Below are 11,531 nucleotides of genomic sequence, written 5' to 3'. Positions count from 1 at the left end.
CTCGCGCTCGCCCCCCCCCTCGACACAGCGGTGGGCCCGCTTTGATCTGGGGGCTGGCGCCCCCGCGCGCCCCCCCCCCCGCCCCCGGGGGGGGGGGGCCCCCCCCCGGGGGCGGCGGATGCCGGGGCGGCCCCCGGACGGGGCCGCCCGGGTACCGGCAGTGAGTCCGAGATGGCAGGCTTGTGCCCGTGACCGAGATTGACGCAAAGATCGATGCCCTTGTCCCCGCCTGGCTGTACCTCCCCGACATCGCGGAGATGCTCAACATCGAAGTGACCAAGGTTCGCCAGCTGGTCAAGGAAGGTCAGCTGCTCGCGGTGCGCCGCGGCGAGAACCGTTCCCTCCAGGTCCCCGCGGCCTTCATCGACGGGGACAAGATCGTCAAGGGTCTGGTCGGCCTGCTGACCGTGCTCCGAGACGACCGCTTCTCCGACGCGGAGATCCTGGAGTGGCTGTTCACCGCCGACGACACCCTGCCCGGCACCCCCGTGCAGGCGCTGAGCGAGAATCGCGGCACGGAGGTGAAGCGCCGCGCTCAGGCGCTCGCCATCTGACCCGATCCCGCAGTACCTGATCAAACGCAGTGCCTGATCAGATCCCGCAGTACCTGATCAAGCGCAGTACGCGCAGCGCAATGACACCCGCGGTGTGCGGGTCCCGGGCCCCGGCCCCGGTCCCGCACACCGCGTACGTACGACACACCACCCCGGGGGTACCCATGTCCGCCATCGCCGCCCAGCTGTCCGACGCCCGGCTCTACCTGTGCACGGACGCCCGCAAGCGGCAGGGCGACCTCCCCGAGTTCCTCGACGCCGTCCTCGCCGGCGGCGTGGACATCGTCCAGCTCCGCGACAAGGGCATGGAGGCGGGCGAGGAGCTGGAGCACCTCCAGGTCTTCGCCGACGCGGTCCGCCGCCACGGCAAGCTGCTCTCCGTGAACGACCGCGCCGACGTCGCGCACGCCATCGGCTCCGACGTGCTCCACCTCGGCCAGGGCGACATCCCGGTGCCCGCCGCCCGCGCCATCCTCGGGCAGGAGGTCCTGATCGGACGCTCCTGCCACTCCGAGGCCGAGGTGGACGCGGCCGCCGCCGAGCCCGGCGTCGACTACTTCTGCACCGGCCCCTGCTGGCCCACCCCCACCAAGCCCGGCCGCCACGCCCCCGGCCTCGGCCTCGTCCGCCACGCGGCCTCGCTCGCGCAGGACCGGCCGTGGTTCGCCATCGGCGGGATCGACGCGACGAATCTGGACGAGGTGCTGGACGCAGGCGCCACCCGTGTCGTGGTCGTACGGGCCCTCACCGAGGCCTCCGACCCCGGCGCGGCAGCCGCCGACCTGGCCAAGCGGGTCCGGGCCCGCGGGTAAGTGTCCAAAAACGTGTCCAAAAGATGGACGGCGCTTCGGTGTCCACGAGACCCCGTCTAACCTCCCCGTATGGCCTCTGGTACCGCTTCCACCTGGTCGGACCGTGCACACACGGTCCGAGACCTCATCGCGTCCGGGCGCTCGTACTCCTTCGAGTTCTGGGCTCCCAAGAGCGAGAAGGGCGAGCGCAACCTCTGGAACGCGCTGCGCCGCATCGAGGCGGTGGCCCCGAGCTTCGTCTCCGTGACCTACGGAGCCGGCGGCTCCACCCGCGGCGGCACCGTCCGGGCGACCGAGCAGATCGCCGCGGACACCACGCTGACCCCCGTCGCGCACCTCACCGCGGTCGACCACTCGATCGCCGAGCTGCGCAACGTGATCGGCCAGTTCGCCGACGCCGGCATCCGCAACATGCTCGCCCTGCGCGGGGACCCGCCGGGCGACCCGATGGGCGAGTGGGTCGCGCACCCCGAGGGCGTGCACTACGCGGCCGACCTGGTCCGGCTGCTCAAGGAGTCCGGAGACTTCTGCGTCGGCGTCGCGGCCTTCCCCGAGATGCACCCGCGCTCGGAGGACTGGGACACGGACATCCGGCACTTCGTGGACAAGTGCCGCGCGGGCGCCGACTATGCGATCACCCAGATGTTCTTCGATCCGGAGCACTATCTGCGGCTGCGCGACAGCGTCGAGAAGGCGGGCTGCGAAACCCCGATCATCCCCGAGTGCATGCCTGTTGTGGGCATCAAGCAGTTCGACCGGCTGCCCCAACTCACCAACGCAGTCTTCCCCGCGGCTGTGAAAGAGCGCATGCTCGCCGTCAAGGACGATCCGGCCGCTGTACGCTCCATTGGCATCGAGTTCGCCACGGAGTTCTGCGCGCGGCTGCTGTCCGAGGGTGTCCCGGGGCTGCACTTCATCACGCTGAACAATTCCACGGCGACTCTCGAAATCTACGAGAACCTGGGTCTGCACCAGCGGGCCTGATCGGCCGGCCCCCGCTTCCTGGGCGGTCGTCCGTACCGAGAGGGGCCATGCATGGGAATGACGGTCCTCTACATCGCGTTCGGTTTCGTCGCGTTGTGGCTGCTTGCCGAGGTCCTGATGCAGTACAAGGCCCGGCTCCGCTGGCGCCTGCTCGCCTTCGCGGGCTTCCTCGGCGTGGTCGCGGGCGTCGCACTGCCGTCGGTGCTCGTCATCGCCGCCGGTGCGGGCGCGTTCGCGGTCGGCCAGACCTTGGTGACCCTTTCCTTCCGCAAGGGCTTCGTGGCCGGCTGGGCGCTGCGCCGGGGCAAGGCGCCCGCCCCGCAGGCCAACCGGCGCCGCCGCGCGGCCGGCGGAGCGCGCCCGGAGCCGGCGCTCCGGGTGACGGCCCTGGAATACGGGCCCGAGTCCGGGTCCGGGTTCGACGCCGAAGCGGACGCGGACGCCGGGGATTCCGGCGAGTTCGACGCGACCATGGCCGCAGCCGCTTCCGGAGCCCGGCCCGAGGACGAGCAGCAGCACACGCAGCAGCACACGCAGGACCAGCAGCAGTTCTACGCCGCGCAGCCCGTGCCCGAGGAGACCGGTTCGTACGGGATCCAGAGCTTCGAGACCGCCTCCTTCGCCTCCCCGTTCAACACGCCCGAGCAGGACGCCCACCAGTACGCGGCGTACTACGACCCGCAGGGCCAGGGCGGTTACGACTACACCACCGGCTACCCGGCCCCCGGCGAGCCGCAGGTCTACGCCGCCTACTCGGACCCGTACATCGGCACCGGCGGCGCCGTGGCCCCGCAGCAGCCGTACGAGTACCCCCAGCCCGGCGGCTACACCGCCTACCCGGACTACACCCCCGACCCGTACGCGGCCGCGCAGCAGCAGTACTCCATGGACACCCCGCCCGGCGGGGTCTGGGTCCCGCAGCAGCGGTCCACCGACGGGGCGGCCGCCCAGCCGTACCCGGCGGAGGAGCAGCAGCCGCAGTACCCGTACCAGGGCACGGGCGAGTACGACCAGTACCGCTACTGACGCCGGGTCGGGACCCCTCTCACCGCGAGCCGCGGAACTCCGCGCCCTCCACGATCAGTCCGGCCACCAGCGCCCCCGTCATCCCGGCGTGCGCCAGCCCGCCGCCGGGGTGCGCCCAGCCGCCCGCGAGGTACAGGCCGGGCAGCGCCGCCGAGTTGGCGGGGTAGAGCCCGCGGCCGCCGGCTCCCGCGAGGGCCGGCGGGGGTACGGAGCCGCCCGCGGCGCCCGTGGCCGCCTCCACGTCGGCCGGGCTCTGCGCCCGCTGCCACAGCAGCCGCTCGCGCAGGCCCGGGACCGCCCGCGCGGCCAGGTCCAGCAGCTCCCGCGGGTCCGGAGCGGCCCCCGGCGGGCACACCGCGCTCACGGTGACGGCCTCGTGGTCCGCGTCCGGCCGGGTGGCGGGATCGTCGGGGCGCAGTACGGTCACCAGCGCGCCGGGGGAGTGGACCAGGGTCCGGTGCACGGCATCGTCGGGTCGGGGCCCGCGCAGGGCGAGGAACAGCGTGTACCGGCTCGCCACCCCGGCGCCCCGGGCCGGGACGGCCCCCGGCGCGGACTCCACGCCCAGCAGCCGCGGGTCCACCCCGCAGACCACGTGGTCGGCCTCCGCCGTGGATCCGTCGGCCAGCAGCAGCCCGGCCGCCCGGCCCTCGCGGACCAGGACCTCCCGGACCTCGGCGCCGAACTCGAAGTCGACCTTCCGCTCCAGGCACCGCTCGTACACGGCGGTGGCCAGCTCCCGGATCCCGCCGCGCACGTACCAGCTGCCGAAGGTCTGCTCCATGTAGGGCAGCACCGCCGCCGAGGCGGGCGCGGTCGCCGGATCGATCCCGTACGAGCCCACGCGCGCGGTGAGCAGCCCGCCCAGCCCGTCGCCGCCGAGCTCGCGAGCGGCGACCTCGGCCAGGGTCGGCGGGCGGCGGCGCAGCAGACCGCTGCCGCGCAGCGCGGGGTACGGGTCGCGGCCCAGGACCTGCCAGTCGGGGCGCAGCGGCTCCTCCAGCAGGGGGCGGCGGGTGGCGTCCCAGGCGTCCCGGGCGCGGCCCAGGACCGCGCTCCAGCGGTCCCCGGCGCCCGGCCCGAAGGCCTCGTCGAGGACGGCGGCGGCGCCGCCGTGCGAGGCGCCGGGGAGGGTGACCGTACGGCCGTCCTCCAGGAGGTGGCGGACGGCCGGGTCGACCTGGACCAGCTCGGCGCACTCCTCCAGGGGGCGCTTGCCGGTCTTGACGAACAGGTCGCGGTAGACGGCGGGCAGGTGCAGCAGCCCCGGGCCGGTGTCGAAGGCGAAACCGTCCCGCTCGTACCGTCCGACGGCGCCTCCGTAGGTCGCCGCGCGCTCGTACACCGTCACCCGGTGCCCCGCCACGGCCAGCCGGGCCGCCGTCGCCATCGCGCCCATCCCGGAGCCGGTCACCGCAATTCTTGCCATGCCGCCGAGCCTATCGAGCGACCCGGGCCACTTCGGAGGCGAGTCTCTTCTCCTCGCGGCGCTGGGCGCGGCGCCGCCGGAAGCGGCGGATCTTGGCCCAGAGGTAGACCAGCAGGGCGAGCCCGATGATCAGCAGGACGGCGCAGATGACCGCGGCGGCCTGCGGGTTGAACATCGCGAAGGTGACGATGCCGCCCACGCCGAGGTCCTCGGCGGTGCTCATGACGATGTTGCTGAACGGTTCGGGCGAGGTGTTGATCGCCATCCGTGTGCCGGCCTTGACGAAATGGCTGGCCAGCGCGGTGGAACCGCCGACCGCGCCGGCGGCGATGTCGGAGAGCGAACCGCTCTGCCCGGCCAGCAGCGCGCCGACCACCGCTCCGGACACCGGGCGGATCACGGTGTGCACGGTGTCCCAGATCGAGTCCACGTACGGGATCTTGTCGGCCACGGCCTCGCAGAGGAACAGCACCGCGGCGACGATCAGCACGTCGGTGCGTTGCAGGGAGGCGGGGACCTCGTCGGTCAGGCCGGTCGCGCCGAAGATGCCGAGCAGGAGGACCACGGCGTACGCGTTGATCCCGCTGGCCCAGCCGCTGGTGAAGACCAGGGGGAGCACACTCATCGGCTCATCATGGACCAGCGAGGGGACGGACGCCTTCCGGCACCCGTCCCCTCACCCACGTTTTCGGGGCTCACTGCCCCTGATCGTCACGGCGGCGCTGCCACCGGTCCTCGATACGGGTCATCATCGACCGACGCTGCCGGTTCTGGCCCTGGGCCGAACCGCCTGCACTACCGGAGACGGGCTGCTCACCAGGCTTGGGTGCCTTGCGCCAACCGGTGACCACGAGAACCGTGCAGCCCAGCATGACGAGGAATCCCACCACGCTGACCCAAAGCACGTTCGGCACGATCACACCGGTCATAAGGAGCGCGACACCCACCACGATGCCTGCGACTGCCTGGTAAACCCGTCGCCGGGTGTACGTGCGCAGTCCGCTTCCCTCAAGCGCTGTAGCGAATTTGGGATCTTCGGCGTACAGCGCTCGCTCCATCTGCTCGAGCATTCGCTGCTCGTGCTCCGAGAGCGGCACGGGAGTCCTCCTCATCCGTCGGTCGCGGGGGGCAGCGACCAGGGGTCCCCTTCAGGATAGGCGGGGAACCGCCCCCGTGATACCCGCCCTCTACGCCGCGTTCTAAAAAACACTGCCTAAAAAAACACTGCCCGAAAAAAGCACTGTTCGGGGGAAGCTCAGCCCTGTCTCAAGCATGCGTTGCGCAAAGCCGTACCGCCCTGCGAGCGGCTCTGAGGGCGTTATTCCCCAGAGGTCCGCTCGGCATGCCGGTCACTGACCCCGATCATACGGGTCACATCGCCGGTTCGGAGGGTGAGTGCCGCACTGCGTGCCCGGAAGATTCGCAGATCAGGCGGGCTTCTCGCCGAGGACGTGCAGCTGCGTGGCGATCGCGTGGAAGGCGGGCAGCTCGGCGGCGGCTTCCTCCAGACGGAGGAGGGCCTCGACCGCACCCGGTTCGGTGTCCACCAGGACGCCCGGGACCAGGTCGGTGAAGACCCGTACGCCGTGCACCGAGCCGACCGTCAGGCCGGCGTCGCCGACCAGCGCGGCGAGCTGCTCGGCGGTGAAGCGGCGCGGCACCGGGTCGCCCGAGCCCCAGCGGCCGGCCGGGTCGTCGAGGGCGGTACGGGCCTCCGTGAAGTGCCCGGCCAGGGCGCGGGCCAGGACGGCCCCGCCGAGCCCGGCGCCGAGCAGGCTGAGGATGCCGCCGGAGCGCAGGGCCGCCACCGCGTTGGCCACGCCCTCGGCCGGGTCGTCCACGTACTCCAGCACGCCGTGGCAGACCACCACGTCGTAGGAGTCGCGCTCGACGACGTCGAGCAGGCCCTGGGCGTCGCCCTGCACACCGCGGACCAGGTCGGCCACGCCGGCTTCGGCGACCCGGCGCTCCAGCCCGAACAGCGCGTTCGGGCTGGGGTCGACCACGGTGACCCGGTGGCCGAGGCGGGCCACCGGGACGGCGAAGTTGCCGGTGCCGCCGCCGGTGTCCAGCACGTCCAGCACGTCCCGCCCGGTCGCCTTCACCCGGCGGTCGAGAGCCTCCTTGAGGACCTCCCACACCACGGCGGTGCGGAGGGAGGCGCGGGGGCGGGAAGTGTCCGACACGGCTGATGGCTCCTCGGCGTAGGGGCACCTCCCGGCGGTAGCCGGGGGAGGGCGAGCGGTCCGTGCCCACCCTATTGCCTCCGGCTGCCGGGCAGGTCATCCCGCGTCCGGACGCTCCAGGCGGGGCTGCGGCAGCTGCTGGGGCGGGCCGTTCGGGGAGGGTCGCCGGAGCGGGAGCATCCGCTCCACCAGGCGCAGGAACATCGCCACGGCACGCACCAGATCGTCCGCGTCCCGGCCGGTGGCCGCGCCCGCTATCCCGGCCTCGGCCCGGGCCCGGCGGGCCGCGCCGGAGGCGAAGAGCGCGCTCCACTCGGTCAGTTCGGGCGCTATCTCCGGAAGCACCTCCCACGCGCTGCGGATCCGGGGCCTGCGCCGCGGATTCACCGGCTCGGGCCGTCCGCGCGCGGCGAGCACGGCAGCGGCGGCGCGCAGCGCGGCGAGATGGGCGGTGGCGTACCGCTCGTTGGCCCGGGGCAGCCGGGCGGCTTCGACCAGGCCCGAGCGGGCCTTGGCGAGCAGCGCGAGGGCGGCGGCCGGGTCTCCCCGCGGTACCGCGGCGGGGGAAGGCGGCGCCGGCTTCCGGGGGATGGGGTCGGCAACAGGGGACGGGGACGGGGACGGTGTGGCCATGACGAACCTCCTGTCGTTGCGTCGTGCGGTGCTCCATGTCGTTGCGTCCCCCCATCGTGACGGCCCCCACTGACAATCGCTCTGACCTGCGGTTTTGCCTCCGGCCGGCGGTGTGGACCTTCATGTGGGCGTTCAACCGCGGCGTTCAACTGCCCCCCGCCGCGCACCCCGTGCCGATGGAGATGCTAGTTTTTGAACTGACTGGTCAGTTCAAAAGAAGGGGGACGGCGTGGACAGCCCGCACGGAGCGGCCGTCAAAGCCGAGGACTTCGGACTCAAGGGCCCTCGCGGCTGGGTGTTCCGGGGCGTCGGGATCGACGCGGCGCCCGGCTCGCTCATCGCGGTCGAAGGCCCCTCCGGCAGCGGGCGGACCTGCCTGCTCCTCGCGCTCACCGGCCGGATGAAGCCCACCGAGGGACACGCCGAGATCGGCCGCCACCGGCTGCCGAAGAAGATGGCCGCGGTCCGCCGCATCGCCGCCCTCGGCCCGGTACCCGGGATCACCGACCTCGACCAGGCCCTCACCGTCGCCGAGCAGCTGCGCGAGGGCGCCCTGCTCCAGCGCCGCTACGACGGCCCCCTGCGCGCCCTGCTCCGCCCGCGCGGCGAGCGCCGCACCTCCACCGCGGCCCGGATCGAAGCCGCGCTGGCCGCCGTCGGACTGGACCTCGCGACCCTGCCCAAGGGGCCGCGCACCTCCGTGCGCGATCTGGAGCGGCTGGAATCCGTACGGCTGTCGGTGGCCATCGCCCTGCTCGGCGCGCCGCGCCTGCTGGCCCTGGACGACCTCGACCTCAAGCTCTCGGACGCCGAGCGCGCCGAAGCCTGGGAGCTGCTCCGCTCGATCGCCGCCCGCGGCACCACCGTCCTCGCGGTGTGCAGTCAGGCTCCGGCCGACGCGGTGATCCTGCGGACCGTCGCCGAGGCCCCGGCCGCGGGGCCCGCCGAGGAACGGGCGGCCCTGCCCAGGCCCACGGATTCCAAGATCACTTGGGGTGCCCCCGCAGGCACCGACGCGAAGACCGACGCGAAGACCGACGAGAAGACCGACACGAAGGGGGACGACGATGCGCTCGCCGAAGCTGGCCGCGCTTGAGCTGAAGCGGTTCGGGCGGGGGAAGCTGCCCCGGGCCGCACTCGTCGCGCTGCTCCTGCTGCCGCTGCTCTACGGAGCCCTGTACCTGTGGTCCTTCTGGGACCCGTACAGCCGCCTCGACAAGGTGCCCGTCGCCCTCGTCAACTCCGACCAGGGCGCCACCGTGGACGGCAAGCGCATCGACGCCGGTGGCGAGATCACCCGCAAGCTGCACGCCAGCAAGACCTTCGACTGGCGCGAAGTGAGCGCCGACGAGGCGGCCAAGGGCCTGGAGAACGGTACGTACTACCTCTCCCTCACCATGCCCGCCGACTTCAGCTCGAAGATCGCTTCCAGCTCCGGCGCGGACCCCGCCACCGGAGCCCTCCAGGTCCGCACCAACGACGCGAACAACTACATCGTCGGTTCGATCTCGCGCACCGTCTTCTCCGAGGTCCGCTCCGCGGCGTCCACCAACGCCTCCCGCGGATTCCTCGACAAGATCTTCGTCAGCTTCTCCGACCTCCACGACAAGACCGCCGAAGCCGCCGACGGCGCCGACAAGCTCACCGACGGAGCCGGCAAGGCCCAGCAGGGAGCGAAGGACCTCGCCGACGGCCTGGACACGGCCAAGGAGAAGAACGGCGAGCTCACCGGGGGCCTGAAGAAGCTGAACGGCGCCGCCGGACAGCTGGAGACCGGGACCAAGGACCTCGCGGCGGGCACCCAGCGGCTCGCCGACAAGGTGGGCGGCACCGCCGACAAGGCCCGCCCCTTCCTCAAGGACCCCAAGCAGCTCGCGGACAGCGCCGAACTCGTCGCCGACACCGCCCAGGTCGTCGACAAGCACCTCGGAGACTTCGCCAAGGCGGCTCCGGCCGCCGCCACCGTCACCCAGCGCGTCTCCACCGGCGCCGCCGACGTCTACGCGAAGACCTGCACCGCCGGCACCCAGCCGGTGCCCGCGACCTGCCCGCAGCTGAAGAGGCTCAAGGAGGACGCCGCCCAGGGCGCCGAACTCGCGGGCGACGTCAACACCCTCGTCAAGGACTCGAACGGCGACCTCGGCAAGCTCCACACGCAGCTGGCAGACCTGGAGCGGGAGGCCCGCCTGCTCGCCACCAAGGCCCCCGGCCTCTCCGCGGACCTCGACGCGGCGGTCACCCAGGTGAACGCCCTCAACGAAGGCGCCCACAAGGTCGCCACCGGCATGGCCAAGCTGCACACCGGCATCGGCACCGCCACCGACGGCTCCGGCGCCATCGGCGAAGGCGTCGGCAAGCTCGGCGACGGCGCGCACAGCCTCGACGGCGGCCTGGTCAAGCTCGTGGACGGCAACGGCGAACTCGCCGGCGGCCTGCACGACGGCGCGGGCAAGATCCCCGACTACGACCAGCAGCAGCGCGACGCCCGCACCCAGGTCATGGCCGACCCGGTGCAGCTCGCCAACCAGTCCCTGCACAAGGCGCCCAACTACGGCACGGGCTTCGCCCCCTACTTCATCCCGCTCTCCCTCTGGGTCGGCGCGATGGTCGCCTACATGCTGATCGCCCCGCTGAACCGGCGGGCCCTGGCCGCCGGCGCCTCGCCCTGGCGGATCGCCTTCGCCGGCTGGCTGCCCGTGGCCGGGCTCGGCACGGCGCAGGTGGCCGCGCTGATGTCCGTACTCCACTGGGGCCTCGGCCTCCAGATGGCCCGGCCGGCGCTCACCATCGCCTTCCTGATGCTGGTCACCGGCTGCTTCGCCGCGATCGTCCAGTGGCTCAACGCCAAGTTCGGGGCCGCCGGGCGCATCCTGGTCCTCGCCTTCCTGATGCTCCAGCTGACCTCGGCGGGCGGCACCTACCCCGTCCAGACCAGCCCCGGGTTCTTCAACGCCATCCACCCCTACCTGCCGATGTCGTACATCGTGGAGAGCCTGCGCCGCCTGATCACCGGCGGCGACCTCGCCCCGGTCTGGCAGGGCTGCGCCGTTCTCGTCGCCTTCACCGCGGGCGCCCTCGCCCTCACCGCGCTCGCCGCACGCGGCAAGCAGGTGTGGACGATGGACCGTCTCCATCCGGAACTGAGCCTGTAACCAGTGGGGACGGGTTGACCTGTGAGAATCAGCGCCATGGAAAGCAGCAGCACCGGTACGGCCGGGGGCGGCGGCCGCCGCCAGGCCACACGGCAGAAGCTCTACGAAGCGGCCGTGACCCTCATCGCGGAGCAGGGCTTCTCCGCGACCACCGTCGACGAGATCGCGGAGCGGGCGGGCGTCGCGAAGGGCACCGTCTACTACAACTTCGCCAGCAAGAACGACCTCTTCGAGGAACTGCTGAGGCACGGGGTCGGGCTGCTCACCGAGTCCCTGCGGACGGCGGCGGAGTCCACCGAGGCGCGGGGCGGGACCCGGGTCGAGGCGCTCGACGAGATGATCCGGGCCGGTCTGGTGTTCATCGACCGCTACCCGGCCTTCACCCAGCTCTACGTGGCCGAGCTGTGGCGGACCAACCGGACCTGGCAGTCCACCCTGATGGTCGTCCGGCGCGAGGCGGTCGCCGTCGTCGAGACGGTGCTGCGGGAGGGCGTGGAGCGGGGCGAGCTGAGCGCGGAGATCGACGTGCCGCTGACCGCCGCCGCGCTGGTGGGGATGGTGCTGGTGGCGGCGCTGGACTGGCAGTCCTTCCAGAGCGAACGGTCGCTGGACGACGTGCACTCGGCGCTGTCGCTGCTGCTGCGGGGCCGGGGGGGGGGGGGGGGCGGGGGGGGGGGGCCGCGCGCGGGGGGGGCGGCGCCCGCCGCGCCCCCCCCCCCCGGCGGCCGCGGCCCCCCGCGCCGGGCGCGGCGCGG

General features: G+C 72.8%; 11 protein-coding genes and 1 pseudogene. 7 read left to right on the top strand and 5 right to left on the bottom strand.

Annotated features, from left to right (window positions below):
- Positions 1 to 188 precede the first annotated feature (188 nt).
- The 4 genes from ACFXDJ_RS12385 to ACFXDJ_RS12370 all read left to right on the top strand — a co-directional run bounded on the left by ACFXDJ_RS12385 (position 189) and on the right by ACFXDJ_RS12370 (position 3,376).
- Positions 189 to 554 (top strand): Rv2175c family DNA-binding protein, encoded by a 366-nt coding sequence (locus tag ACFXDJ_RS12385; RefSeq protein WP_384652130.1) that lies wholly within the window; start codon positions 189 to 191, stop codon positions 552 to 554.
- 164 nt (positions 555 to 718) lie between these two features.
- A complete protein-coding gene (gene thiE, locus ACFXDJ_RS12380; protein WP_384652128.1) occupies positions 719 to 1,366 on the top strand; it encodes a thiamine phosphate synthase in 648 nt (215 codons plus the stop codon).
- Between the two features lie 69 nt (positions 1,367 to 1,435).
- Positions 1,436 to 2,350: a methylenetetrahydrofolate reductase [NAD(P)H] gene (gene metF, locus ACFXDJ_RS12375; RefSeq protein WP_384652126.1), complete on the top strand. Its 915-nt coding sequence runs from the start codon at positions 1,436 to 1,438 to the stop codon at positions 2,348 to 2,350.
- A 51-nt stretch (positions 2,351 to 2,401) separates the two neighbouring features.
- The gene (locus ACFXDJ_RS12370; protein WP_384652124.1) at positions 2,402 to 3,376 is read left to right on the top strand and encodes a hypothetical protein; all 975 of its coding nucleotides are present in this window, start codon (positions 2,402 to 2,404) and stop codon (positions 3,374 to 3,376) included.
- A 19-nt stretch (positions 3,377 to 3,395) separates the two neighbouring features.
- Here ACFXDJ_RS12370 and ACFXDJ_RS12365 read toward each other — a convergent pair whose 3' ends face one another.
- The 5 genes from ACFXDJ_RS12365 to ACFXDJ_RS12345 all read right to left on the bottom strand — a co-directional run bounded on the left by ACFXDJ_RS12365 (position 3,396) and on the right by ACFXDJ_RS12345 (position 7,624).
- Positions 3,396 to 4,805 carry a phytoene desaturase family protein gene (locus tag ACFXDJ_RS12365; RefSeq protein WP_384652122.1) on the bottom strand — a complete coding sequence of 470 codons (1,410 nt, stop codon included), beginning with the start codon at positions 4,803 to 4,805 and terminating at the stop codon, positions 3,396 to 3,398.
- Positions 4,806 to 4,815: 10 nt separating this feature from the next.
- Positions 4,816 to 5,430 (bottom strand): DUF4126 domain-containing protein, encoded by a 615-nt coding sequence (locus ACFXDJ_RS12360; RefSeq protein ID WP_384848973.1) that lies wholly within the window; start codon positions 5,428 to 5,430, stop codon positions 4,816 to 4,818.
- A gap of 70 nt (positions 5,431 to 5,500) precedes the next feature.
- A complete protein-coding gene (locus tag ACFXDJ_RS12355; RefSeq protein ID WP_384652118.1) occupies positions 5,501 to 5,902 on the bottom strand; it encodes a DUF3040 domain-containing protein in 402 nt (133 codons plus the stop codon).
- 330 nt (positions 5,903 to 6,232) lie between these two features.
- Positions 6,233 to 6,991, bottom strand: coding sequence for a class I SAM-dependent methyltransferase (locus ACFXDJ_RS12350; protein ID WP_384652116.1), 759 nt, complete (start codon positions 6,989 to 6,991; stop codon positions 6,233 to 6,235).
- A gap of 96 nt (positions 6,992 to 7,087) precedes the next feature.
- Positions 7,088 to 7,624, bottom strand: a complete 537-nt coding sequence (locus ACFXDJ_RS12345; protein ID WP_384652114.1) for an SAV_6107 family HEPN domain-containing protein — start codon at positions 7,622 to 7,624, stop codon at positions 7,088 to 7,090.
- Between the two features lie 229 nt (positions 7,625 to 7,853).
- Here ACFXDJ_RS12345 and ACFXDJ_RS12340 point away from each other — a divergent pair, with 229 nt between their 5' ends.
- The 3 genes and pseudogenes from ACFXDJ_RS12340 to ACFXDJ_RS12330 all read left to right on the top strand — a co-directional run.
- Complete coding sequence (locus ACFXDJ_RS12340) at positions 7,854 to 8,720, top strand: ATP-binding cassette domain-containing protein (protein WP_384652112.1); 867 nt, start codon at positions 7,854 to 7,856, stop codon at positions 8,718 to 8,720.
- Positions 8,692 to 10,776, top strand: a complete 2,085-nt coding sequence (locus ACFXDJ_RS12335) for a YhgE/Pip family protein (protein WP_384652110.1) — start codon at positions 8,692 to 8,694, stop codon at positions 10,774 to 10,776. The genes ACFXDJ_RS12340 and ACFXDJ_RS12335 overlap by 29 nt, the downstream gene beginning before the upstream one ends.
- Positions 10,777 to 10,797: 21 nt before the next feature.
- Positions 10,798 to 11,442, top strand: a pseudogene (locus ACFXDJ_RS12330) (TetR/AcrR family transcriptional regulator); the annotation flags it as partial.
- Positions 11,443 to 11,531 lie beyond the last annotated feature (89 nt).

Source organism: Streptomyces sp. NPDC059443, assembly GCF_042750105.1.
GTDB lineage: Bacteria > Actinomycetota > Actinomycetes > Streptomycetales > Streptomycetaceae > Streptomyces.
The sequence above is the reverse complement of the archived record's forward strand: the minus strand, read 5'-3'. Positions and strand labels throughout refer to the sequence as shown.

Coding starts and splice junctions, on each gene's coding strand:
- ACFXDJ_RS12345 (WP_384652114.1), bottom strand. CDS start 7,624: ATGGCCACACCGTCCCCGTCCCCGTCCCCTGTTGCCGACCCCATCCCC.
- ACFXDJ_RS12365 (WP_384652122.1), bottom strand. CDS start 4,805: ATGGCAAGAATTGCGGTGACCGGCTCCGGGATGGGCGCGATGGCGACG.
- ACFXDJ_RS12360 (WP_384848973.1), bottom strand. CDS start 5,430: ATGAGTGTGCTCCCCCTGGTCTTCACCAGCGGCTGGGCCAGCGGGATC.
- thiE (WP_384652128.1), top strand. CDS start 719: ATGTCCGCCATCGCCGCCCAGCTGTCCGACGCCCGGCTCTACCTGTGC.
- ACFXDJ_RS12335 (WP_384652110.1), top strand. CDS start 8,692: ATGCGCTCGCCGAAGCTGGCCGCGCTTGAGCTGAAGCGGTTCGGGCGG.
- ACFXDJ_RS12370 (WP_384652124.1), top strand. CDS start 2,402: ATGGGAATGACGGTCCTCTACATCGCGTTCGGTTTCGTCGCGTTGTGG.
- metF (WP_384652126.1), top strand. CDS start 1,436: ATGGCCTCTGGTACCGCTTCCACCTGGTCGGACCGTGCACACACGGTC.